This window comes from Thalassolituus sp. UBA675 (assembly GCF_002297765.1).
Lineage (GTDB): Bacteria > Pseudomonadota > Gammaproteobacteria > Pseudomonadales > Oceanobacteraceae > Thalassolituus.
On sequence record NZ_DBNJ01000024.1, the window covers coordinates 45085 to 71091 of the forward strand.

Annotated in this window: 20 protein-coding genes; 6 read left to right on the forward strand and 14 right to left on the reverse strand. The window is 51.2% G+C overall.

Annotated elements, in window-relative coordinates:
• The first annotated feature begins 77 nt into the window (after positions 1-77).
• Entirely contained in the window at positions 78-1094 is a 1017-nt protein-coding gene (locus B3007_RS09810; RefSeq protein WP_068435170.1) for an alpha/beta fold hydrolase, read from the forward strand.
• On the opposite strand, the gene B3007_RS09815 is transcribed toward B3007_RS09810, so the two are convergent.
• On the reverse strand, positions 1082-2461 hold the full coding sequence (locus B3007_RS09815) for a deoxyguanosinetriphosphate triphosphohydrolase (RefSeq protein WP_301378131.1): 1380 nt from the start codon (positions 2459-2461) through the stop codon (positions 1082-1084). The genes B3007_RS09810 and B3007_RS09815 overlap by 13 nt on opposite strands.
• A 125-nt stretch (positions 2462-2586) precedes the next feature.
• On the opposite strand from B3007_RS09815, the gene B3007_RS09820 reads away from it, so the two are divergent.
• Complete coding sequence (locus tag B3007_RS09820; RefSeq protein ID WP_068435168.1) at positions 2587-4920, forward strand: efflux RND transporter permease subunit; 2334 nt, start codon at positions 2587-2589, stop codon at positions 4918-4920.
• Here B3007_RS09820 and B3007_RS09825 read toward each other — a convergent pair.
• Positions 4840-5481 carry a MarC family protein gene (locus B3007_RS09825; RefSeq protein ID WP_068435166.1) on the reverse strand — a complete coding sequence of 214 codons (642 nt, stop codon included), beginning with the start codon at positions 5479-5481 and terminating at the stop codon, positions 4840-4842. The two genes, B3007_RS09820 and B3007_RS09825, sit on opposite strands and share 81 nt — an antisense overlap.
• A 162-nt stretch (positions 5482-5643) precedes the next feature.
• Between B3007_RS09825 and B3007_RS09830 the strand changes: the two genes are divergently transcribed.
• On the forward strand, positions 5644-5913 hold the full coding sequence (locus tag B3007_RS09830; RefSeq protein WP_068435164.1) for a DUF4212 domain-containing protein: 270 nt from the start codon (positions 5644-5646) through the stop codon (positions 5911-5913).
• A 12-nt stretch (positions 5914-5925) separates the two neighbouring features.
• A complete protein-coding gene (locus tag B3007_RS09835; RefSeq protein ID WP_068435161.1) occupies positions 5926-7704 on the forward strand; it encodes a sodium:solute symporter family protein in 1779 nt (592 codons plus the stop codon).
• Positions 7705-7775: 71 nt separating this feature from the next.
• Here the strand turns inward: B3007_RS09835 and B3007_RS09840 are convergent, their stop codons facing one another.
• From B3007_RS09840 to B3007_RS09885, 10 genes are all read right to left on the reverse strand, one after another.
• Positions 7776-8651, reverse strand: coding sequence for an alpha/beta hydrolase (locus B3007_RS09840; protein ID WP_068435159.1), 876 nt, complete (start codon positions 8649-8651; stop codon positions 7776-7778).
• 98 nt (positions 8652-8749) lie between these two features.
• Complete coding sequence (gene tpx / locus B3007_RS09845; protein ID WP_068435157.1) at positions 8750-9244, reverse strand: thiol peroxidase; 495 nt, start codon at positions 9242-9244, stop codon at positions 8750-8752.
• 122 nt (positions 9245-9366) lie between these two features.
• Positions 9367-9789 carry a group I truncated hemoglobin gene (locus B3007_RS09850; RefSeq protein ID WP_301378132.1) on the reverse strand — a complete coding sequence of 141 codons (423 nt, stop codon included), beginning with the start codon at positions 9787-9789 and terminating at the stop codon, positions 9367-9369.
• Between the two features lie 9 nt (positions 9790-9798).
• A complete protein-coding gene (locus tag B3007_RS09855; protein WP_301378133.1) occupies positions 9799-10647 on the reverse strand; it encodes a DUF3034 family protein in 849 nt (282 codons plus the stop codon).
• Entirely contained in the window at positions 10644-13022 is a 2379-nt protein-coding gene (locus B3007_RS09860; protein ID WP_301378134.1) for a bifunctional diguanylate cyclase/phosphodiesterase, read from the reverse strand. The genes B3007_RS09855 and B3007_RS09860 overlap by 4 nt, the downstream gene beginning before the upstream one ends.
• Before the next feature lie 4 nt (positions 13023-13026).
• Positions 13027-13719, reverse strand: a complete 693-nt coding sequence (locus tag B3007_RS09865) for a methylamine utilization protein (RefSeq protein ID WP_301378135.1) — start codon at positions 13717-13719, stop codon at positions 13027-13029.
• A gap of 216 nt (positions 13720-13935) precedes the next feature.
• Complete coding sequence (locus tag B3007_RS09870) at positions 13936-14550, reverse strand: 3'-5' exonuclease (RefSeq protein WP_068435149.1); 615 nt, start codon at positions 14548-14550, stop codon at positions 13936-13938.
• Positions 14547-16343 (reverse strand): DUF294 nucleotidyltransferase-like domain-containing protein, encoded by a 1797-nt coding sequence (locus tag B3007_RS09875; RefSeq protein WP_301378136.1) that lies wholly within the window; start codon positions 16341-16343, stop codon positions 14547-14549. Before B3007_RS09875 ends, B3007_RS09870 begins: the two co-directional genes overlap by 4 nt.
• Entirely contained in the window at positions 16340-17815 is a 1476-nt protein-coding gene (locus B3007_RS09880; protein WP_297533152.1) for a solute symporter family protein, read from the reverse strand. Before B3007_RS09880 ends, B3007_RS09875 begins: the two co-directional genes overlap by 4 nt.
• A 5-nt stretch (positions 17816-17820) precedes the next feature.
• The gene (locus tag B3007_RS09885) at positions 17821-18165 is read right to left on the reverse strand and encodes a DUF485 domain-containing protein (protein ID WP_068435142.1); all 345 of its coding nucleotides are present in this window, start codon (positions 18163-18165) and stop codon (positions 17821-17823) included.
• A gap of 173 nt (positions 18166-18338) precedes the next feature.
• Here B3007_RS09885 and B3007_RS09890 point away from each other — a divergent pair, with 173 nt between their 5' ends.
• Positions 18339-21779 carry a PAS domain-containing hybrid sensor histidine kinase/response regulator gene (locus B3007_RS09890; protein WP_301378137.1) on the forward strand — a complete coding sequence of 1147 codons (3441 nt, stop codon included), beginning with the start codon at positions 18339-18341 and terminating at the stop codon, positions 21777-21779.
• 23 nt (positions 21780-21802) lie between these two features.
• Here B3007_RS09890 and B3007_RS09895 read toward each other — a convergent pair whose 3' ends face one another.
• Together B3007_RS09895 and acs are read right to left on the reverse strand one after the other, a co-directional pair.
• Complete coding sequence (locus B3007_RS09895; RefSeq protein WP_301378138.1) at positions 21803-22486, reverse strand: response regulator; 684 nt, start codon at positions 22484-22486, stop codon at positions 21803-21805.
• An 85-nt stretch (positions 22487-22571) separates the two neighbouring features.
• The gene (gene acs, locus B3007_RS09900; protein WP_068435137.1) at positions 22572-24536 is read right to left on the reverse strand and encodes an acetate--CoA ligase; all 1965 of its coding nucleotides are present in this window, start codon (positions 24534-24536) and stop codon (positions 22572-22574) included.
• 358 nt (positions 24537-24894) lie between these two features.
• Here acs and B3007_RS09905 point away from each other — a divergent pair, with 358 nt between their 5' ends.
• Positions 24895-26007, forward strand: coding sequence for a DcaP family trimeric outer membrane transporter (locus B3007_RS09905; protein ID WP_301378139.1), 1113 nt, complete (start codon positions 24895-24897; stop codon positions 26005-26007).

Genomic DNA, 26007 nt, shown 5'->3' on the forward strand with positions numbered 1-26007 from the left:
CTGGCATTCTAACTGGCGGTGTAATTGATAGCCACCCGAATAAGGCCTGAAACACGCTCAGGCCAGGTAACGTCCTAATGACCCGAATATGTACTCGAGATGGTATAGAGCTGGCCTACGAATCCATGGGGCCAGAAGATGCGCCGCCCGTCATCCTGATTATGGGACTGGGAGCGCAGATGCACGTATGGCCAACCTCACTGTGTCAGCGTATAGTCGACGCCGGTTTTCGCGTCATCCGCTTCGATAACCGTGACACAGGAGCATCGACCTCTCTCGACGAGCACGGCAACCCAAGTCTTATCCGGGTGTGGCTGGGACGCCGTCTGAACCGTAAGCCGCGCGTCCCGTATACCCTCAAGGATATGTCCCGCGATGTGGTAGCCCTGATGGATGAACTTGGACTGCCCAGCGCTCATCTCATCGGCGCCTCGATGGGCGGTATGATTGCGCAGATTCTGGCAGCGAAGAAACGCAAACGGGTCCGAAGCCTGACCTCCATCATGTCGTCAGCGTCAGCGCCAAAAGTGCCAGTAAGCCAATTACAGGTAATGCTTAAACTCGCCCGACGGCCTTTACAGCGCAACAGAGATGAGCACTTCCGATACATCACCCGGATGAGCGAGGTGATAGGCAGCCCCGGCTACCCCATGTCAGAAGCAGAAATACAACGTCTGGCAGAAACCAGCTGGGAGCGGACATCGAGCCCTCTGGGCTTTAAACGCCAGCTCGTAGCAATCACTCACGCCGGTGACCGCCGACGCCTGCTGCAGAAGATAAAAGCACGCACCCTGGTGATTCATGGTGCTGATGACCCACTGATTCCGGTCACCATGGGCATCGAAACAGCCTCGCTGATATCCAAAGCCAAACTAAGGGTGATTACTGGCATGGGGCACGACTTTCCTGAGGCTCTGGTGCCAAAACTGAGTCGCTTACTGATCAAGCACCTGAACCGTGCAAACACGGAGTGGCAGCAAAAGCTGAAGAAGAAAAAGCGTACTGAAATTCCCTCGAAGAAGGCAGCCAATGAAGACAGCAGTGACCCGATGGAATGGCTCGAGCCACTGGATAAGCCGGATCAGTCCGGCTGATATCCACTGAACTGACGCGCCATTTCTGCGGCGTAGTTGTCGGTCATGCCTGAGATGTAGTCGAGTGCCCGCATGTAGGCTTCATACAAGGTCCAGTCAGCGCCCGGGGCTGACCGTCCCATCAGCTCAATGATCCGCCGGTTACGGAATGTCGCCTTGCCTGTCTGAACATTCTCGCGCACAGCACCCAGAAAGTTTTCCAGTAACACAGACAGAGTGGCATAGGACCCGACCTCGATCGCAAGCTTGCGACTGTCGTTAAAAATTCGCTCCCGCGCCATCTGCTTGGCTCCGCCAACCAGATTCCGGACCTCGTCCGGGCAATAATCAATAATGCTGCCCTCCAGTGTTCCCGTCAGCAAAGCCTCCTGTTGGCGGATGAACGCGCTTGCCACAGCATTAACCATGGCCTCCATCGCCTGACCACGTAACATCTGCAGGCGACGACGAGGGTTATCTGCTTTCTCAAGGTCATCGAGGATTACCTCCCACTGCTCAATCAGAAGTGGCTGAATCAGGTTCTCCACTTCCTCATACCGCAGCAAGCCAAGCTCAATACCGTCCTCAAGGTCAATCAGGCCGTAGCAGATGTCGTCGGCTGCTTCGAGCAGATACACCAGGGGATGGCGGCACCAGGCGTTTTTACCTGTCGGCAACAACCCCAGACTGGAAGCGACCTCTTTCAGAACCGGCAGCTCCGTATTAAAACAGCCGAATTTCTTTTCCTCGCCGCGCACAACATAGTCGACCGTCCACGGATATTTGAGAAAAGCGCCAAGTGTCCCGTAAGTCAGACGCATACCTCCCTCAAATCTGTGGTACTCCACCTGAGTAACAATACGGAAGCCCTGAGCATTACCTTCATAGGTCTGCAGATCAGCAGCTTCATCAGGGCTGAGCCCCTCAAGAAAATGCGCATTACGGGGATCGACAAAAAAATGCCGGATAGCATCTTCCCCCGTATGTCCGTACGGAGGGTTACCGATATCGTGAGCCAGACACGCGGCCTGAACCATAGCACCGACGTCACTGGCATCCACATGACCGGGCAACTGCTTACCCAGCATCTGCCCTACTCGGATACCCAGCGAACGCCCTACACAACCAACTTCCAGGCTGTGTGTCAGTCGCGTATGAACATGATCATTCTCACTCAGCGGATGCACCTGAGTTTTTCTGTCGAGACGACGGAAAGCTGAAGAAAAGATTATTCGGTCGTAATCTTTATGGAATGGCGTCCGGCCACTCTCAAGCGCCAGGCTGCCCTGATGTTCACCAAAGCGGATCGGAGAGAACAGGCGTTCCCAGCTCATTCTCTGGCCCGATTGCGATTTTTCCTGAGATTCCATAAACAACTTCACTGACATGGCTTGTACTCCGGAGTATAACGTCACTCAGCGCTGGCTTGCAGTTATATGTCCCTTAATCACCTTGCTCATGCACTGATCACCGTTATGCTCAGAAAAAATTCTATATTCTTTAAGCAGGCGACATGCTGAATCGTTACTTTGAACTGATACTTCGTAACCCCCTTATTACTCTGTTTACTGTTCTGTTGGCTCTTATTGCTACTGGCAGTGGCGTTAAAGAGCTGACATTCACCAGCGACTTTCGCGCGTATTTCAGCGAAAAAAACCCTGAATTACGCGCCTTTGAAGCTATGGAGAAACGATTTTCCCGACAGGATAATCTTTATATTCTCGTGTCTTCTGTCGATCAATCTCTGTTTTCAGAAGAAGGTCTGAGCCTTATTGAACTACTTACAGAGGAGGCCTGGACGCTGCCGCACGTACAGCGTGTCGATTCACTTCATAATTTTCAGAATACGGATGTCGATGGCGATGAACTGATTATCGATAATTTTTACCGCATGGATGAGTTGCCAGAAAACTTATCTGAGCTTCAACAAAAAGCCATCAATCACTCCGACCTGGTACTAAAAACCATCAGTGAAAACGGTGAAGTTACCGGAATAAACCTTACGCTCTTTTTACCGGATGGAGAATCCTCACAAGCCTCACTGGACGCCGTCGACGCCGCACGGCAACTTCTCGATTCTACACGCCCGGATTACCCAGGGTTTCTGATCGAGCTAGGCGGCTCTGCAACGTCCAATGTGACTATGGGTGAAGCCATCGGTCAGGACATCAGCTCGCTACTGGTCATATCTTTTGCTGTGATGCTGGTCATTATGCTGGTTATGCTCAGAACCATTTCAGGCGTCGTTCTGGTCACGGCGCTTATTGGCATGTCGGTCCTGATCACTATGGGTTTATTCGGCTGGGCGGGATATACACTCACTCCCCCTACGGGTTTTGTGCCTACTGCCATCATGACCATCGCCGTCGCAGATACCATTCATATTCTGGTGTCGTATTACTTTCACTTACGTGAAGGTGAAGAAAAACGTGAGGCGCTGCTGAATAGCTTACGGATTAATTTTGCGCCGGTATTTATTACCAGCATTACCACCATGGTCGGCGTCCTCGCTCTGAACACCAGCGATTCTCCCCCCTACCGCGATATGGGGAATATGATCGCCGTCGGCGTCATGGTCGCCTGGGCCCTGACCATTACATTTTTACCCGCAGCGTTAACGATACTGCCGGCGCCAGACCGCTTTAAATCAAAGGGCCAGCACCGTTGGATGGATACCTTCGCTGACAGAGTTATACGCCATCACAAAGTACTCTTCATTGTCATGCTGGCGGTCGTCGCTGGCTGTGCCACTATGGCCAACCGCAATATTATTACCGAGCGCTGGCATGAATTTTTTGATGAATCATTCGAAGTCCGGCGGACCGTCGACAATATCGATAAGTCACTGAAGGGGCTTCATGCTCTCTACTTTGTCGCCGACTCACAGAAAAATGATGGTATTAATCAAGTCGATTTTTTACATCAGCTGGATGGATTTGATCAATGGCTGGAACAACAACCCGGTGTCGTCCATGTCAGCTCGTTGACTGACACCATCAAACGCCTGAATAAAAATCTGCATCAGAATAATGATGAGTGGTTTCGGATACCTGAATCATCCGAAGCTGCGGCACAGTACCTTCTGCTGTATGAGCTGTCTTTACCAATGGGGCTGGGACTTGAAACGACCATGACCAGTAACCGCAGTGCGACTCGACTCAGCGCGACGCTTGAGCGCACTGACTCAGCGAGTATCCGGGAGCTGGAAGCACGCGCGGTCGAGTGGGCAAAGACACATGCGCCACTGCTTAATATTACCGAGACAACGGGTCTGGATGTGGTGTTCGCCAACCTGACACACCGTAATGTATCGTCGATGCTGGAAGGAACGGCACTGGCATTGGTATTGATTTCGTTATTGATGGTTGCCGCGCTGCGCTCGTTCCGTCTTGGCGTCATCAGCATGGTGCCGAATGTTTTCCCTGCTCTGATGGCCTATGGGCTCTGGGGTATTCTGGTGGGACACGTCGACACCGCCACCTCAGTGGTTGCCTGCCTCTCTTTGGGGATCGTCGTCGACGATACCGTGCATTTTCTGAGTAAGTACAACTACGCGCGCGTGACTCTGGGTCGGAATGTCGAGGATGCGATTCGGTATGCCTTCCAGACAGTCGGCGTCGCCTTGCTAATCACGTCAGCAATTCTGGTCGGTGGTTTCACCGTTATGGAGTTTTCACACTTCCAGCCAAGCCGGGCGATGGGACTCTTACTGGCACTGACTATTGCCGTTGCACTGATCATCGACTTTCTGCTGTTGCCGCCACTGCTACTCCTGGTGGACCGGCGCCAGCAATCCACTCTCGATGATGCCGTCAAAGATAAACTGAACGGCCAGAGCGCACAGTAATACCCCCATTACCCGCATAATCACATGCATTCCGGTTACCCCCAGCAAGCGGGTAATCGGAGTTGCAGCAAACAGACAGATCAACGTCAGAATCATAATGGCCAGAATGCACACAACCACGGTGGCTTGCTGATAAATATCGCTGGCGTGGGCCATCATCAGCATAACGGCCCCCATACTTCCGGGCCCGGCAATCAGAGGCAATGCCATGGGGAACACAGAAACATCCTGACGCTCCTGTGTTTCTTCGTCCTCAAGTTCGGTTGTACTGCTGGCCCCCGAAGTCCTCGCAAACACCATTTCGATGCCAATCAACAGCAAAATAATGCCACCGGCAGTACGTAATGAGGCCATCGAAATTCCCAGAACGGACAACAAGGCCTCACCCAGGATGGCGAAAATGAGTAAGACTATAGTCGCAACCACAACAGACCGGATCGCCGTTTTCTTACGTTTCTGATCCGAATATTCAGATGTTAACGCCGCAAAAATAGCGGAAATATCAATCGGACTGACCGTCGCAAACAGCGTGGCCAGTGTGATTGCAGCGATTTCTAGCACAACTCAACCTTGTTTTATCCTGTTCAACTTTGACTCTAGCACTCCCCCAAAGTCGACTCCAGTGAATGCCCGTAATCCGGGCGTTAATACCAAGGTCTAGCTGTTCTGCGACATCCCTCAAGGCTAGTTTGGTGAAGTACCAATAAAAACGAGGAGTGGGTTATGGCTTTCCGATCTGATGAAGACAAAAAGGCCTATTGGCGTAAAAACCTGAATCTGATGTTCGTACTGCTGGTGATCTGGGCAGTCGTTTCATACGGATTCGGCATTCTGTTACGCCCTGTGCTGGACGCAATTCCAGTCGGTGGCGTTGGCCTTGGCTTCTGGTTCGCACAACAGGGGTCCATCTATGTGTTCCTTGGCATTGTGTTTTTCTACGCCAAAAAAATGCGCGAACTCGACCGTGAGTTCGGCGTTGATGATGACGAATAAGAGGAGCCTGATATGGATCTGCAAACCTTAACCTATATCGTAGTGGGACTGACGTTCTCACTCTACATCGGTATCGCTATCTGGGCTCGCGCCGGAACGACAGGTGAGTACTATGCGGCTGGCCGCGGTATTCACCCGGTCGCCAACGGTATGGCAACGGCCGCGGACTGGATGTCAGCCGCGTCATTTATCTCCATGGCGGGTCTGATTGCCTTTAAAGGCTACGACGCCTCTATCTTTCTGATGGGCTGGACCGGTGGTTATGTGCTGTTGGCACTCTGCCTTGCACCTTACCTGCGTAAGTTCGGTAAGTTCACTGTGCCTGACTTTATCGGTGACCGTTTCTATTCAAGCACCGCCCGTATCGTGGCAGTGATCTGTCTGATCGTCGCTTCGCTGACCTACGTAATTGGTCAAATGAAAGGTATCGGTGTGGCCTTCTCCCGCTTCCTCGACGTGGACTACGCGACCGGCCTGTATTCAGGTATGGCAATCGTATTCTTCTACGCCGTACTCGGTGGTATGAAAGGTGTTACCTATACACAGATCGCGCAATACTGTGTACTGATTTTCGCTTACACCGTCCCTGCGGTCTTTATCTCACTGAACCTGACCGGTAACCCTCTGCCTCAGCTGGGCCTGATCGGTGACACGGCTGACGGTACACCGCTGCTGCTGAAACTCGACCAGACGCTGGTTGACCTGGGTTTTGCGGAATACACGGCTCAGAAAGGTGGTACCTTCAATATGATGATGTATACGCTGTCTCTGATGCTGGGTACAGCCGGTCTGCCACACGTCATCATTCGTTTCTTCACTGTACCTAAAGTGAGCGACGCACGTACCTCTGCTGGCTGGGCTCTGCTGTTCATTGCGATCCTGTATACCACTGCGCCTGCGGTAGGTTCTATGGCTCGTCTGAACCTGACCAACACTATTCAACATGGTGAAGTCGGTGACCCACAAGGCAACCTGGTGTATGAAGAACGTCCTGACTGGTTCAAGAACTGGGAAAATACCGGCCTGCTGCAGTTCGAAGATAAGAACGGTGATGGTCGTATTCAGTACTACAACGATGGCAATGCTGAGTTTGCTGCAAAAGCAGAAGCTGAGTACGGCTGGAAAGGTAACGAGATGGTGAAAGTCGACCGTGACATCATGGTACTGGCCAACCCTGAAATCGCGAAGCTGCCGAACTGGGTGATTGCTCTCGTCGCTGCCGGTGGTCTTGCCGCTGCACTGTCGACCGCTGCCGGCCTGCTTCTGGCGATCTCAACAGCGATCTCTCATGACCTGCTGAAGCGTACCTTTATGACAGGCATCAGTGAGAAGAGCGAGCTCTTATCAGCGCGTATCGCGATGGCCGGTGCAATTCTGGTGGCGGGCTACCTTGGCCTGAACCCTCCGGGTTTCGCAGCACAGGTAGTGGCTCTGGCCTTCGGTCTGGCTGCTTCCTCGATCTTCCCAGTGCTGATGATGGGTATCTTCTCGACGAAGGTGAACAAGCAAGGTGCAATCGCCGGTATGCTGACAGGCCTGCTGAGCACACTGCTCTACATCTTCAGCTACAAGGGCTTCCTGTTTATTCCTGGCACTGAACTGCTGGCGAATACTCCGGATAACTGGTTCCTTGGTATTGCTCCAGAGGCGTTTGGTGCACTTGGTGCCCTGCTCAATTTCATCGTGGCCTTTGTGGTATCGAACATGACGGCACCTGTGCCTGACGATATCCGTAAGATGGTTGAAGACATCCGCGTACCGAAAGGTGCAGGAGGCGCTCAGGATCACTGATTAAAGCAGTGGTTCTACACAAAAAAAGCCCCGGCAGTGCCGGGGCTTTTTTTTGGATCTTCAATCGCCTGTTAGCGCAGCGTTTCGACAAATTCGATAACAGGCTCAGCACTGCTTGCCTTAAAAAACAACAGTGGTGACATGGTACCGATAATCGTCACGTGGGACGTACCTTCCAGTTGCTGAATAGCGACATCTTTACCAGCTTCCTGAAGCTTGTCTGCCATGGCAAAGCTGTTTCTTTGCGGGTCAACCAGGTCATCATCTTCTGGAACCAGAAGCAGCGCGGGAACGACAGCCTCGGAAGCAAACTCTATCGGATTTGAGTCTGGCGGATAATCCGGATGAAAGAATACAGGCTTCACCTCTTCGATTTTGATCGGATAAAGATCGTATGGTCCGGCAATGCCTACCCAGCCATTTAAGACGTCTGAACGATCAAGATTCTCACGCCCAAGCCAGGTCTTATCCAGTGCCATCATGGCCGCATTGTAGGCTCCGGCACTGTGCCCAACCAAAGTCATTCTAGAGTCAGGGTTGTATGCCTGAAGATCTCCGGAACGGATTATTTCGGATAACTTACGGACGGCTCCCGCGCTGTCGTACAGAAACTCGGGGTAACGCACTTCCGGATAGAGACGGTAGTCAGCAACGGCGACAATATAGCCTTCACTGGCCAGTCGCCGGCCGACAAAACGGTAGTCACTGCGCGAGCCACTATTCCAGCTGCCGCCATAAAAAAAGAGAATAACTGGTGTCTTCTCTTCCGGTGGACGACGTTCTTTTTTCTCAGGAAGGTACAGATCGAGCTTGTGGCGTTCATGCTCACCGTAAGCGATGTCTTTACGAAGATCTGCGTTGTAAACGTTCGAAATTCCGTTCACGAGGCCCAATGGGCTACATGCACTTAAGATCGAGGCTATGGGGAGCCAGATCAATTTTTTCATTAACTCTGAACCTGAGGAGTAAAAGATCCGACATCAACCAGATCAGAAATACAAAAAGCCGGCCCTCGTAAGCAGCCAGCTTTCAGCTTATTGGTAAATCAAAGAACGGCCAGAGCGGCGTCGTAATCCGGCTCATCGGCAGTTTCACCCACTTGTTCGATATGCAGCACAGAGCCATCCGTATCAACAACCACAACAGAGCGTGATAGCAGCCCGGTCAGCGGCCCTTCAACGAAGGTTACGCCGTAGTTATCGCCAAAACTGGAGCGGAAAGTGGAACCAACGAGTACGTTATCAATGCCCTCGGCGCCACAGAATCTCGCCATCGCAAAGGGCAGATCAGCAGAGATACAGACAACAACAACGTTATCCAGCGACGCGGCTTTCTCATTAAACTTACGCACAGAAGTAGCGCAGGTAGGCGTATCAACAGACGGGAAGATGTTCAGAATAACCCGCTTCCCCGACAGGCTATCAAGAGTCAGATCACTGAGATCTGCGGCTGCAAGAGTAAAACCAGGCGCTTTTGAACCTACTGGTGGCAGCTCACCAGCCGTTGAAAAAGGATTGCCTTGCAAAGTAACAGTTGCCATGAGTCGTCTCACATCGATGAAATGGACGATTACTATGCTATGGCTCGATAGGTCTTTCAATCATTCTTAGTAAAGAAAATCCCGATGGCGACAAAACAGTTCTTTCACCATCGGGAACAAACTCATTGATGAATGATATCGGGGCGCATAGGCGCCAGCGAGCGTATCAGTCGGTTCTGAGCAGTCTGAGGCGTTCCTGCATCATCCATAGCTGCCTGTAGCAGCTCGACTACCCGATTAAACTCCGCCTTTGTTATCTTCATGCCGGCATGAACGTCTTTCATGGAGTCACCGGTATACTCACACGGCCCACCACTTTCATGACAGAACTGCTCAATGAGCTTTTCTCGAAGTCGGGTGATATCCGTGCCTTCGAAGAACTTTACGATGTTCTGGTCGAAAGATATTTCATTAATAAAATTATCAACAATCTTCTCAACGCCTTCTTTGCCACCGAGCTCCTGATAGTAACCATCCGCCTGAGCGACATTGAAACAGGTCAGGCCTGAAAACAAGGCAGCAATATAAATCAACTTTTTAATCATGATACGTCCTTATTTAAACCAGCTTGAAATCGAAAAATAGAAGCCATCCTGATCTTCACTACCGGCAATACTACCAAGTTCGGCATAGGCAAGAGTCAGGTTGACGTTTTTGTTCGGGAACCAGGCGATGAATACATCACTGAAACTGTCTTCATCGAATGCACTCAGGTTATCGGGCTTTTTCCGGTATTCAGCTCCAATAGCCAGGTCATCTCTCAGCAGTACCAGAGCGGATACTTCAGGCTGTAATGTGTAGCCCGACTCTTCGTCGCCACCGTATCCTAACAGTCCCATCTGATTTGCCTGCGTTGCCCGCAATGTGGCATTCCATAAAAAGTGATAGCCTGCGACAGCCGCCAGATGAACTTTGGTCGCAGATACGTAGTAATCAATGCCTGAATCGCTATCTTCGGCTCCTACCGCGTCTGCAATATCGCCATCGAGAAGCCGTTTATACTGAATACCTGCTGCAACCTGTGGTAGAGCACTATAAATAGCATCCCCATAAATCCGGTATTTAGCTCCGTAAATTTCCTGCCTCAGATCTCCTGCTACGCCTTTAATTTCGAAGCTTTGCAGAGCAGCACTGATTTCAAACCGATTGTCGTAACTGGCTGAAACCCCATTTACCTTCAGGCGGAAATCTTGCACGTCGGTCGACGTGTGAAATGCACCAATGGAATATTCGCCTTCATCGGCATAGCCGCTGATGACCGCCCATGGAGTCAGACCACCGCCAGCTCCACCCTCAAGCTGAGTGACGCCAGATGTCGCTAACAAGCGTGAACCCGCATTGACATCAGCGACGGCCAGAGTGGATATGGCTACCGCTGTTAATGTGATTAGTTTAGTCTTCATTTTTCCTCCACCAGACGGTCTGGATTAAATTCCTGCAACCATTGCCCCAGTGCATCCCGGGACATGGGTTTAGCAAAAAAGTATCCCTGAATATAGTCGCATCCGAGCGTAGCCAGGAAATCGAGCGATTCTTTGTCCTCGACGCCCTCAGCAATTACTGACAGCCCCAGCTCATGGGCCATAGAAATTGTCGAACGAACAATAATCTGATCATCTGCACGGCTCGCTAATCTCAGAATGAAGCACTTATCGATCTTCAGTTCATGCACGGGCATCATCGCTAGTTTCGACAGTGCTGAATATCCAACGCCGTAGTCATCGATGGATAACCTGAAACCGCGACTACGATAGTAATTGAGAAGATCCAATGATTTGTCGACATCCGTCATCATGTCCCGCTCGGTGACTTCCAGACAGATATCTGCAGCATCCAGATTATTTTCAATTAGCTTCTGATCAATCAGCACCCGCAAGTTATCGTTGCTCAGATCCTGAGCTGACATATTGATCGATAACTGCAATGAAATTCCGGCTCGCTTCATATCTGCCTGATCGTCCAATACCCGGCCTATTACCCAGGACGTGACCAGGCCAATGAGTCCCGTCTGTTCTGCGAGCTCGATAAACATATCAGGTGGGATAAATCCCTCATCCGGATGAAACCAACGGATCAGAGCTTCGGCTTTATCAACTTCCCCGGTACGCACGTTGTATTTCGGCTGGTAATACATCTGCAACTGGTCGTCGTCGTTCTGGAGTGTTTCTTTCAGGTATTTAAGAATTTTCACCTTTTTCAGGTGAACTTTATCCTGACCTTCACGGAAGTAATAAAGCGGAGTCGCTGTGGTGATCGCATGCTCTAGTGCGACCTTGCCTCGGCGTAGAAGCTGTGACGGCGATTCCGCCTGATCAGGGTAAACAATAAATCCCGCGCGATAGTCTACCGTCAGACTGATATCATCTATTTGCATAGGTGCAGCCAGGTCGTTCAACACTCGCTGACAGGAAAGAATTTTCTGCGCCGTCGTTTCCTGATCCTCAGTTACTGGCAGCAGCATTGAAAACTCGTCTGCCGAGTGTCTTGAGGCTATGCCCTCAAAAGCAACCTTTTGTAAACGCTTAGCAACGGTGACCAGACATTCGTCACCAATCTCTATACCCAGTGTGTCGTTGATGGTTTTAAAACCGACCAGATTTAAGCCGAGGAGAATAAACCTATCACCACGCTCAGCAATTCCCGAGACGGCTTCAATCATGGCATCACGATTCAATAAACCCGTAAGTGAGTCATGCGATGCCTGATAAAGAATGCGCTCTTCACGCTCGGCCAGATCAACTTTCATGCGCCGGAAGGCACGGGTCAGACTACCAACATCCGAACTCGTCACGGGTATCTCAGACATGTCGCTGTATACACCACGAGCTATTTCACGCGCTTTTCCAGTAAGGATTACTAAAGGTTTCGTCAGTCGTTGGCTGATAACAAAACTACCGATCACGGCAATGATGAGTACGAGAACTGCGATCGCAAGAATCTGATTTCTGATGAATTCGTAGGATCTAAAGTACGACGACAGATCCTCTGTCATAAATACTCTGACGGAACTATCGTCAGTGGAAAGATCGACCTCCCGACTGGAATACTTCTGTACACGCTGGAATGGCAAACGCACGAGACTCGTCAGGTTGTCTGGTGCACGGATCGCCTCCACCACAGAACTCAGATCTGGCAAAGACGTTTCCACGACCCAATTGGCCTGTTGACCGGGAAGCCCGTTGGTAAAGGTCAGGTGAATAGTCGATTGTGCGATCCATTTACGGATATCTTCCGGGCGCACTCTGGTACCGATACCTGCCATCGCGGTCAGACGTGGGGCCCGTACGGGCACTATTGCCATGTGATAAATGGCGTCGCCAACGACCAGAAAGTCTGCAAATGTTTTTCCGGTGCGAACTTCCCCTATGGCACGATCATACGAAAAGCGCTGCCCACGGGTCAGTGCAGGTTCGGTCGATACAACGACCCGACCATCCAGATTTACAATGACCATAAGATCCGAACTGACACGCTCACCATGGTTCTGCAACATGCTGAGAATCGTCTCTGCGTCATTAGTAGCGACAGCCTGCTTGAAACCAAAGTCAGAGACCAACAAGGTCGCATTATTAATCAGTTGTTGTCGCCTTGCGTAAATTGCAGTTGTGAAGCTCTTTACACCTTCGCGCATCTCCTGATTGACCGTTTCACGAATGGCACTGCCGCTGCTCAACAAAACAAGTATCAATACCGTACAGGAAGATACGACAACCAGTGCTGCTGTAAACGTTAGTAACTGAGCCCTGAGGCTGAAAGGTGCGCCTTTTAAACCAAGCACGGATCTACCTTCTCATCCCATTGCCAAAACCGCCGTGGTTATGCCAACTAGCTTTGGTCTCGACAGGAGGGAGCTCAGGGTTAATAGCAATCAAGTAGTCTGAATCACCACTCTGATAATTCTGCAGGCCTTGTGCCGTCAGCGTTATCTGGTCGGTTTCGACTGCCGACAAGCGCTCATGCCAGATACGCAATTCTTCTATTTTTCCCTCAGCCCGGATCAGTGCTTCGCCATTTCGACCGGTAACACCCGAACTGAAACCAGTCGGTGTTACGTAGATATAGCCAATCATGTCATCGTGGATATTGCATCCGAGCACAACAATGCCCGGCTCACCGAATTCGATCGGAGCCTCAGGGACATCTGCGTACAGTTTGATTTCGAATACCTTCGGAGCAGAAAACGAATAAACATGATGGCGGATGTTATCGCTGTTGGGGAAGGAAACCAGATCGCTTTGATTGACCGAGAGCACACGGGGAGCAAATTTACGCTCAACCTGATCCATCAGAGCGATCGTCGGTGCTACTTCAGTCGGACTGTCAGTGCGTACAGAGACCACGGCATTTCCCATCGGCTGCCCCGCCATATCTGTGATCTTTATCCGATATTCCTGAGCAGAGAGCCGAAAGGCGAAAAGAAGACAGAAAGACAGAATCAGTACCCGGATGCAACAGCCTCCCAGCTTGTCATTCATACGACTTTGTTCTCCTGAAATACAGTCAACAAACCGGCATGCGGTTAAATTCAGAGGCAGTGAAGCGAGCATTAACGTCTGGCTGTTGGTTGTTTCACCGCTTTATATTAAAGGTAGTCAACAAGTGTCTGTCGCGCAAAGTCAGATATGTAATGTGTGCACCTGAAATAGGCTTTCAGGCCTCTCTTTTCGAGCCAGTGCATGGTCGCAGCGGAGCTAGGACGAGCCCTTCTGCAGCTTGATGAACATCAACGCTGTGGATACTACATCGCCCAGTGCCGTGTGCCGATCAATCACAGGGACATCGAGATCGCGTGCCAAGCCCTCAAACGTCAGATCAAGGTTTACCTCAGGTATGTAGCGCCGCTTCTGCCTGACATAAAGCTCCGACACTTCAATAAATCGATTAGGCAATTCAAAGCCATATAAGTCTCGGATATAACGATTAAGGATTGCTCTATCGTATTCGATATAAAAACCACAGATGGGTCGATTGCCAACGAAGTCGAGAAACTGCTGCACGGCATCCGCAGTAGCAACGCCGTGTTTACGATCTTCTTTCCTCAGGTAGTGAATCCTGACGGCGTCGGGATGTGTTACAGCATCCGAACGAACGGTGAGGTCAAGCGCCGATGAAAGCTCAATCGACCGACCACTGACAACGACCGCAGCGAGACTTAACAACTGACCTTTTTTTTTGTCGAACTCACTGGTCTCGCAATCCACAACAACGACGTCATCGCCGGTGTAGGGCTCCTCCATATGTGCCCAGCGCTCGGGTGGTGGCCGATACCCCGGCAGCCGCCGCTTTAACCAGAGAGGAAGTCTCACAGGTTCTCCAGGTGATAATGACTGACCAACCACTGTTTGAACTTCTTCACCCTATGCAATCCGTGACGCAATAACGACCGATCAACACTGCGCAGGTCAGATACTTTCAGTTGCTGCGTGAGTCCAGGATTCTTTTCCGCCTTTTCCAACTGATGACGAAGCCGGATTCTGAGGAATAATACGAGTGAGTCTTTCAGGCCCTGGGCAACCTCTTTGCTCAGAACCTCCTGCTCTGCGAGACGGTCGATACGGTCAAAGGTATTGGTCTCATACAACCCATGCTCGAACGCCAGAGCCCGCACGCCATGAACGAGAGGGAAGATGCCTCCTTTTTTGATATCGATGGCGCCGTGATCTTCCCGGATATTGCCCAGAAGAGTCAGTGGAGTCTCGAATTGCAAAGCAGGTCTCGCGAACCAGGAGGCAGCGATACTCGATCTCAGCGACTCGTGATGCCAGGCGCCACGAATTTCCTCAAATAATTCGCTATTGCCTGCGATGGGCTCCGCATCCATCAGGATCGCCATATTCATCATGGCCTCGGGAGATGAGTTGTTTAACCACTTACCTACGCGTGCGCGCCACTCGCCCGCCGTGTGTATCCAGGCATCGTTAATAAACATAACGCCACCAGGACAACGCGGATAACCAAAATCCAGAAGTACCTGATGCAACTTCTGAAGAGACGGCATCAGTGCATCCTTCACATGGTCATCGCGGATGATGATGGCGTTGTCCTGATCCGTTTTCAGAATCTGCTCACCACGGCCTTCACTCCCTAATACCAGTAAGCAGACCTGAGAGTTCAGTTTATCCGGAACTAATAACTCGAATGCTTTACGAATAAGACGTCGATTCAGCGTAGTAATCAGCGACATGATCGCCATGACTTTTACACCCTGCCCAGACAGGTTCGCGATCAGGCTTTCAAGGCGCCCTGCTGCAATCACCAGATCCTCTATTGAGCGAGCCTGTTCAATTCGCATCGCAACAATATGAGAGTGCGTTGAGAACGTACTGAGCATGTCCATCAACTCAAGTACACCAACGATTTCTTTGTTTCTGGTTACAACGACACGTTCAATCTGATGCTGGGTCATTTTTAACAAGGCATTGAACAGGTACTCACCTTCTTCTACCGTAATCAGATCAAAACAGGCGACCTCTGCAACCCGTGTTTCTTTCGGCAGAGAGTGGTTAAGAACGGCGTGCAACAGATCAGAGCCTGTCACGATCCCACGTCGCTCGCCATCACGGACTAACAGTGCATCATGCTTTTCATCACGCATCATTCTGGCGGTACGGACCAGTGTCGTCTGCCCCGTAACGTAGACGGGCGTGCGCATCGTATCGCCATCAACCTGCGCCAGAATAAACTCAGAAACTTCGCCACCACGCTGCTCCACGAGAGATTGCTGGGTTCCCAGATCCGTTCTGAAATACACAGAAAAATCATCCGAGCTATTAAGAAGCTGAATAAAATCTTTCGCTTTCAGGAGGTAGCAAAGCGTTTCTTCGATGGCAGTAAACCTGTGTTTACAGCTGCTCTCGAGTACCGCCCGAACATCGAACATGTCCTCAGTACCATACTGAGTAAACACCTGATCATCGTCGTCGGTTTCTTCCACAACGCCTTTGTATAAGATGTAAATACCGGGGGATTCCTGCCCCACTTCAAGAATCACTTCTCCGGCAGGAAAAAATACAAGATCAAGCCGGCTTTTAAGCCACGCCAATTCTTTTTCTGCAAGGAAGCTGAAAGGAGGCTGGTCAAGATTAATCTGTAAGCTCATAGGCCATTCCCTTTTTCATCCTGAGCCTGGCGGCCGCGCCTGGATACCAGCCACATAACGCCAACCGCCGTGAGTAAAGCAAAGAGTGCCGGGTGACGCCATGCAAAGAGAGGCTCTCCGTCTGCGGAAAAATATCCCCAGACCAAAGGCCCACACACCACCGCAATCACAGTGGCAGCCAGACCGGCGAGACCACCGGCAAGTGCACCAGCGGAAGTTAACCGATCACAGTACAAAGCACCCAGTAGCAGTGGCACATTCACACTCGCTGAGAAAGCAAACGCAAGACCAACAAGGTAAGCGACATTTTCAGTCTGCCAGAATAATGCCAGGAAAGCTGAACTGAGAACGGTCACAGTCGAAGCTAGCCGATGCAAATGGCGCTCATTCCAGCCTTTATTTGCGTTGTTAAGGGTTCGTGCATACCAATCGTGTGAAAAAGCCGAACTGCCTGTAAGGACTAACGAGGTCATCACTGAAAACAGAACGACAACAAGTATTGCCACCAGCACAGCAGTGAGAAACTCGCCACCGATACTTTGCGCTAAGTGCACCAATATCAGGTTGCTGCCCGCATTGGTCACCGGAGTCTCAGTCTGATCAAGAAGGTTGATGGTAAGAAAACCCAGAAGGATGATCAGAATATAAAAAATACCGATCATACCCGTGGCGTAAAACACCGACATCCGCGCACGCCGTTCATCAGCAACAGAAAAGAAGCGACTCATTACATGAGGGAGCCCGACTGGGCCAAGAATTAACGCAATCCCCAGGCTGAATAAGGCTAAAGGTGAGTCCTTACTCACTGCGCCACCGTTAATCACTGAGGTCGCTTTCCAGACATCAATGCTGAATAACTCGGACAGACTGGAGCTTGCGCGATCAAAAGCCAGTGCCGTTATCACCAACATCAGAGTGATGACCAACCCCGCTTTTATCATCTGCGCCCGGGAGGAAAATATCATGCGACCTGTTAAAGCCGTCACCAGAGCCAGCGCGGTCAATGCCGTCACTAACAACTCATAGCCGACATCGAAAATGTAATTAAGTAGCCACGCCATCGCAATAAACTGAGCAGAGAGATAAATCACGACCACAGGGAAGTAACCCAATGTCGCGACAAGCACGACGCGACGATCAGAAAACCTGTCTTTAAGCACATCAGCGAGCGTGAAGTGCCCTATTGTTCTCAGCTTATCTGCAAGCAAAATCAGAATAATCGGCCAACCAGAAAAAAATCCGACGGCATAGAGAAGTCCGCTGTAACCGGAAAACAGTATCAGACCAGTAATGCCCAGTAATGATGCTGCTGACAGATAATCTCCTGTAATAGCGAGTCCGTTCCTCAGACCGCCATACTCGCGACCTGCGGCGTAGAATTCAGCGGCGGTGCGAATCCGATTAGCACTCCAGATCATCAGAATCATTAAAGGAAGTGCAGTCAGGACAAAATACAGTGCCGTATTACTCATCAGCATTAAACCTCGACGTCCTGCCTGATCCGTTCGAGCTCATCATCAAATACAGTGTTCATTTGTTTGACGTAAACGCCAGTCACCAGGAACTGAAACAGGATAAGCATGATGGCTGCAGGAATGAGCCAAGGAGTCGGATTCTGTGCACTGACCGGCTGCAACAGTACCTGAGGGAAAGAGACAAAGACAAAAAGAAAACTCAGGTAACAGGTAAGCAACACGACGGCGACACTTGCACGATACTGCCGGATACGGACCCGCAATCGCTGATACTCTGGATGTATCAGAAGCTTCGCACGATACTCTTTGGCGTTCGAGTTTTGACTGAAGTTGAGATGCGAGGGCATTGGCCGGTCCCGGGCAAATACTGGACTATCAGTTTACCGCCTGAGCTGGCTTTTCTCTGCCCTACCATAGTAGAAGTGAAAAGCTCTATCATATCGCTGCGTTCTGGCCCAATAATTGAAGATGCATCTGATGAAAATAGTGTTAGGCTGAAAGAAAATAACCGGAAAAATGTATGATTCCTGACTGGCATCTACTGCTTCTTTCACTAGCTTATATCGCCATTCTCTTCGCAGTTGCCTGGTACGGCGACAAGCGTGCGATTTCAGGTAACCCCGTCCATAACCGCCCACTGGTGTACAGCCTTTCACTCGCAGTCTACTGCACGTCCTGGACGTTTTACGGTGCGGTCGGTCAGGCCGCCAGCAGTGGCTGGCTGTTTATGGCGATATATGTCGGCCCGATTATATTTCTGTTGCTGTTATGGCCACTCCTCGAACGCATTATCCGTATCACCAAAGAGAAGCGCCTGACGTCTATCGCCGATTTTATTGCCACCCGATATGGTAAAGACCATTCACTGGCCATTCTGGTCACAGTGGTTGCAGTTGTTGGGGTGATTCCGTATATCGCGCTGCAATTAAAAGCCATTTCGACGACCTACGAGTTACTGACCCAGCCGCTAGGGTTCAGCCACCCTATTCCCGAGCTTATATTTCAGGACACAGCCTTCTATATCACGCTCCTGATGGCGCTTTTCGTTGTCATGTTTGGCACCCGGGATATTGATGCCAGCGAGCAACACCCCGGCATGATACTGGCTGTCGCATTTGAATCTGTCGTAAAGCTCGTCGCCATGGTGGCGGTTGGCCTTTGGGCGATTTATTCACTCTACGATACTCCGGGCGATGTGGTACGTATTGCCCGTGAAACTGACCCCGACCATCCGTTATTTAACAGCAGTTTCATCTCTGTCTCCTTTATGCTCCAGACCCTGCTCGCCGGCATAGCCATTCTTTGTTTACCACGACAGTTTCAGGTAGGAGTAATCGAGAATGAATCCACGCGCCACATCCAGTCGGCACGATGGATGTTTCCTCTCTACCTGGCACTCATGTTGTTATTTGTTGCGCCACTGGCACTCTCCGGCCATCTGTTTATGAAAGACCTTGGCTTCTCGCCCGACTCATACGTTGTCAGCCTGCCATTGACCATGGGGGCAGACGCTTTAGCCATGTTTGCCTTCATCGGTGGCGCTAGTGCTGCCACGGGTATGATCATTGTCGCAACCATTGCGGTCAGCACCATGATTTCAAATGAAGTCGTGCTGCCTGTTATTTTCCGCCGTCAGCAACGTGACGGACAGCAGCTGGAATCTGTTCAACAGCTGGTTCTGACAGTCCGTCGTCTTGTTATTGGTCTGCTTCTGTTGAGTTCATATGTCTTTTACCGCTTCGCCGGAGGGCTGGAGTCTCTGGCAGCGATCGGTCTTCTGTCGTTCGCTGCCATCGCTCAGTTCGCGCCCGCGCTGTTTGGCGGATTACTTTGGCAAGGCGGTAATCGTCAGGGGGCCATTGCGGGTATTCTCGGTGGCATATTTATCTGGTTTCAGCAGCTGTTCTGGCCCGTTGTCAGCCAACAGCTGGGCGCAGACAGCGTCGATGTGCTCATACCATACGCCCTGCTAGGTTTCGATATGGACGATTTCAGCTTCGCTGTCATTGTCAGCCTGATGGTTAACATCACGCTATATATTGTATTTTCTGTGGTCTCTACAGCTCCTGTAAGAGAGCGTATGTTGGCGAACGAGTTCACCAGTATGCGTGCAGCACCAGAGCGACGCCCGAAAAGCAGCCTGGACTGCAAAGTCGACGATGTCAGGGTCGTTCTGGAACGTATTCTTGGTCAGGAAAAATCTGATAGCTTCTTCCACGTTTATCAGGGAACGCACGGCCTTCAGTACGACAATGCCGCCGCTTCAAATGAACTCTTACATGATGCTGAAGAGCTGCTCGGCTCTGTCGTAGGGTCATCTTCTGCACGATTGATTTTTTCTACTTTATTGGGCGGCGAGCAGATCCAGCTCAAGGATCTTACTCTTCTCGCCAGCGAAGCATCTAACGCCTATGCTTTGAGTCGGGAACAACTCCAGGCAGCGCTGGAAAATATTCGACAAGGTGTCAGCGTTATTGACCGCGACCTCAAGCTCGTCGCCTGGAATAACCGCTACTCAGAATTATTCGAATACCCCAGTGGGTTTATACATGTGGGTAAACCGATTGAAGAAGTCATCGCCTACAACGCCATGCGTGGTTTCTGTGGCCAGGGCGAAGTCGAAGACCAGGTCCAGCGACGTATGCAGTTCCTGAAAACCGGTTCGGCGCACGAATTCGAGCGACAGCTCCCCAACGGCGTCGTCGTGTCCATGCAGGGACACCCGATGCCCGACGGCGGTTTTGTAACCAGTTTCACGGATATTACCGTTCACAGGCAGGCAGAACGTGCATTAAAAGAAGCGAACATCAGCCTCGAACGCCGCGTTGAAAAACGCTCCGAAGAATTGGATGAACTGGCCGCACAGCTTATCGAAGCCAACCAGAGTAAAACCCGGTTCCTGGCTGCCACAGGCCATGACCTGATGCAGCCTCTGAATGCCGCTAAGCTGTTTGCATCGACTCTGGCGCAACAGTCCCTGTCCGAAAAACAAAGTGAGTTGCTGGAGCATCTGGAGGGCTCACTGCAATCGGCAGAGGAAGTACTTTCGCACCTTGTTGAAATATCTAAGCTCGACTCCGGCAACATGGAACCTAAGCCCATACCCCTGTCGCTGGAGCGAATCCTTAAACCTCTTCGGGATGAATTTGGTGCCTTGGCCGAACAGCGCGGTATCAACTTTAAGGTCAGGCACACCAGCGCCTGGGTTATCAGTGACGCTCACTGGCTACGACGCATCATCCAGAACTTTATCAGTAATGCTGTGCGCTACACCGAAAAAGGCGGCATTCTGGTCGGCTGTCGTCATCGTGGCGACAATCTCAGGCTTGAGGTATGGGATACAGGTCCCGGCATACCGGATGATAAAATTGAGGAGATTTTTCGCGAGTTCCGCCGTCTCAATAACACACGGCAAGACAGTAAGGGGCTGGGGCTCGGGCTTGCGATTGTTGAGCGTATGGCAAAGCGGATGGATCATCCGATTCAGGTAACATCTAAGCCAGGAGCAGGAACCTGTTTCGCTATTACTCTGCCCTTAACCGCAGCTCAGGCTGAAGAGGCGGTAGCAGTTCATACCACGCCGCAGGCTGCCAGCTTCGCGCATCTGAAGGCCTTCTGCATCGATAATGATCCGGAAGTCCTGGAAGGCATGAAAGCTCTGCTCTCAAGCTGGGGCTGCGACATTTTCGCAGCCCAGAATGAAATTGATGCGGAAGATATCCCATTTAAACCCGACATCATGCTGGCTGATTTTCAACTGGACGGCGATGTTACGGGGCTGGATGTGATGTCGCGACTGCGGGAAAAGTTTGGTGATATTGAAATTCCGGGCATTCTGATTACTGCAGACCCGCGCACACAAGTGGCTGAAAAAGCGAAACAGGATGGTTATCAATTCCTCGGTAAGCCTGTAAGACCGGCATCCCTCAGGGCATTGATGCGCCGCATTGCCAAACACTGATACGGCAGACAGACATAGAGGCCTTACTCGGCCTCACCAACCGGATCTGATGCCAGGTCATTACGTTCTATGTCGAGCGTCTGTACAGCAATCACCGCCTGAGTCCGGGTGCGTACGCCCAGCTTGCGAAATATTGCCGTGACGTGCGCCTTAATCGTCGCTTCACTGACTTCCAGGTCATAGGCGATCTGCTTATTCAACATACCTTCCGACATCATTGTCAGCACCCTGAACTGCTGGGGCGTCAGGCTTGCCAGTTTTTGCGCCAGATCCATAGATACTGTGTCTGGTGCATGCTGATGCTGCCGGGCTTGCTTGGGTAGATAAATATCCCCTTTGAGCACCTCACCTATAGCAGCAGAGATCTCTTCCAGCGACGAAGACTTAGCGATGTACCCCGATGCTTCGTGATCAATCGCCTGACACATAACGGCAGGGTCTTCACAGGCAGACACAACCATCACCGGTATCTCAGGGTAATGAGAACGAAGGAATACCAGACCCGAATAACCGTGCGCCCCAGGCATATTGAGGTCCAGAAGAATCAGGTCTGTATCTGCATGGCCTTCAACCACGGTCTGAAGCTCCGGCAAGGACTCAGCCTGAACGATCTCAGCATCTGGTGCTATCTGGCTGACAGCCTGCTGTAACGCAGTACGGAACAGAGGATGATCATCTGCAACAATGATCTTTTGCGCTAGTTGCATAGCTAACTCCGGCAAAGATTTATTTTTATTATGGGCCAGATACAGAAAACCGGACAGTTTGTCCGGTATTCCTTTCAGGCCGACCTCAGCGATTTAACCGCTGATCAATCAAAGTATCAACCACCGTTGGATCAGCGAGTGTGGAAGTGTCCCCCAAGGCATCATGCTCGTTGGCGGCGATCTTGCGAAGAATCCGGCGCATGATCTTACCTGAGCGAGTCTTAGGCAGCCCCGGCGTGATCTGAATTAAATCAGGGGTCGCCACCGGCCCGATCTCTGATCGCACCCAGTCACGCAGCTCTTTTGCCAGCTCGTCTGAGGCTTCTTCGCCCGCATTTAACGTTACGTAAACGTAGATGCCCTGCCCTTTAATGTCGTGCGGATAACCCACAACCGCAGCCTCTGCGACCTTGCTGTGAGCAACCATCGCACTTTCAATTTCTGCGGTGCCCATGCGGTGTCCGGATACATTGAGAACATCATCGACCCGTCCAGTAATCCAGTAGTAACCATCGGCATCGCGACGTGCGCCATCACCGGTGAAATACATACCGCGGAAAGTAGAGAAGTATGTCTGCACGAAGCGCTCATGATCACCATAAACACTGCGTGACTGGCCCGGCCAGCTATCAACCATCACCAGATTACCGTCGGTAGCACCTTCGAGAATCATACCCGAGTTGTCCACCAGCGCTGGTTGAACCCCAAAGAACGGACGGGTTGCCGAGCCCGGCTTCATATCGGTCGCACCCGGTAATGGCGTGATCATGATGCCGCCAGTTTCCGTCTGCCACCAGGTATCAACAATTGGGCAACGCTCGTCACCAATGGTTTTGTAGTACCACTCCCAGGCTTCAGGGTTGATCGGCTCACCGACCGAACCAAGCAGACGCAGAGAAGACCGGCTGGTACCCTCTACTGGAGCTGTACCTTCAGCCATCAGCGAACGAATCGCTGTCGGAGCGGTATAAAGAATATTGACCTTATGCTTATCAACGATCTGCGACATACGTGCGCTGGTCGGATAATTCGGTACACTCTCCATCATTACGGTGATACCACCGTTAGCGAGCGGACCATACAGCAGGTACGTATGCCCGGTAATCCAGCCTACGTCTGCAGTACACCAGTACACATCACCATCGTGATAATCAAATACATACTCGTGCGTAATTGACGCCCAGACCATGTAACCGCCTGTAGTGTGCAGTACTCCCTTCGGCTTACCGGTCGAGCCCGAGGTATAGAGAATAAATAACGGATCTTCTGCACCCATCTCTTCAGCTGGGCAATTTGGAGAGGCAATCTTAACCAGATCTTCGTACCAGACATCGCGCGCATCATGCCATGCAATGTCACCTCCGGTCCGCTTAACAACAATGACCTTTTCCAGTGAACGAATGCTTGGGTGAGTTAAGGCTTCGTCTACGTTAGCTTTCAGAGCAACGGCCCGGCCAGCGCGGACACCTTCGTCTGCGGTGATCACGATTTTGGCATTACTGTCTTCAATACGCCCTGCCAGTGCATCCGGCGAAAAACCGCCAAAGACGACCGAATGAATGGCGCCGATACGGGCACACGCCAACATGGCGACGGCCGCTTCGGGAATCATCGGCATGTAGATGCATACGACGTCACCTTTGCGCACACCCTGACTTCTCAGTGCGTTACCGAAACGGGATACTTCGTCATGCAGTTCGCGATAGGTAATAGTGCGATCTTCTTCTGGGTTGTCGCCTTCCCAGATAATAGCGGTCTGGTCTCCACGGGTTTCCAGGTGGCGATCCAGGCAGTTGGCAGCCGCGTTGAGTGTACCGTCCTCAAACCAGCGGATATCCACGTTGTGATCATCAAACGATACGTTGCGGACTTTACTGAAAGGTTTGATCCAGTCGATACGGTCGTTAGCCTGATCGCGCCAGAAGCCCTCTGGGTTCACCACTGACTGCTGGTACATTTCCAGGTACTTTTCATTGTTGATCCAGGCGCTGTCGGCGTATTCTGGTTTCACGCTGTAAATCTTTTCATTCGCCTTTGGCTGATCACTCATTATTATTTCTCCTGTGAAAACACGGCCCTGTCACGGCTTCCGATTGGTTTCAGTGTCTGCAATCCTGCGCCACACCTGAATTAGACGATGGTCTAGCGATGGTTTGCCCGGATAATCAACTGCCCGCCCCGTTCTGAGACTTCAGGTCTTCATTTCTACTTACTCACAGACTAGTCAGTTAAGTCACAAGAGACAACAAAAGCACCCATTCCCCAAAGCAGTTCTCTCTTTCAGGCCAGACTTGCTGGTGACCGTATATATGCCTTCGACTTAAGTGGCTTCGACTATTGGCTAATTCCGCTGCACAGATTTTGTGCACCATAGTGAAATTGCTCAAACAATAATCAGGAGAGTAAGCATGCGCAAAACACCCTTAATTCTGATGGCCGCAGCACTACCCATGGCTGTGAATGCTGCTAACACCGAGTTCAGCTTCGGCGGTTTCATTAAAATGGATGCCATGCTGAGTTCATATTCCGATGGCAACGTGAATGACGGACTGGGCAGGGAATTTTATGTTCCGTCTACCATCCAGCCTGGAGTCGAGCCAGACACGACAGAGCTTGATCTGACAGCCCGAACGTCGCGTTTCAACTTCAAAACTGTCACGGACGTCGGCAACGACAAATCCGTCACGACATTTATCGAGCTGGATTTTGAAGGTGCGGGCGGTAACGAGGTCGTTTCGAATTCCTACGGTCCACGCCTGCGCCATGCCTTTATCAAATACGACGGCTTACTCGTCGGTCAAACCTGGTCAAACTTTATGAATGTGGGCGCTCTCCCTGAGTCTGCTGACTTTATTGGCCCAAGTGAATCCACCGTATTTATCCGCCAATCTCAGGTGCGCTATACCATGGGCGACCTCGCGATTGCTCTGGAAAACCCGCAGACAACCGGTGCCGGCGATAGCGGTGACAACGGCATGATTCCGGATATCACTGCCAGCTACAAAATCAAAGCGGGCAACGCTGATCTCGTAGCTGCTGCTCTGGTGCGTCAACTAACCTACGACGGTGCTCTTGAAGACGACGACACCACAACTATCGGTTATGGCGTCAATCTGTCCGGTAAAGTAATGATCGGTAAAGACGATCTGAAATTCAGCGCAACCGCTGGTAGCGGTGTTGGCCGTTACGTTGGCTTGGGTGCCGTCGCGGATGCCTCTCTGGTAGGCGACGACCTCGAAGCCAGTGAAACAACCGCTGCATTTATTTCCTACCGTCACCACTGGAACAGCGAATGGCGCTCAAGTCTGATCTACGGCATGCTGTCCGCAGACTATGATGATGATGCAACCTTTACCAGTGCTCCTGTTACAGACGCATCCAGTGTACGCGTAAATGTCATGCGCTCCCCCGTTGCGAAACTGACCTACGGCGCGGAATTCAGTACAGCCACCGTAGAACGTGAAGGTGGCGACGAAGCCAGTATGAACCGTCTTTACTTTACCACTAAATACGCCTTCTGA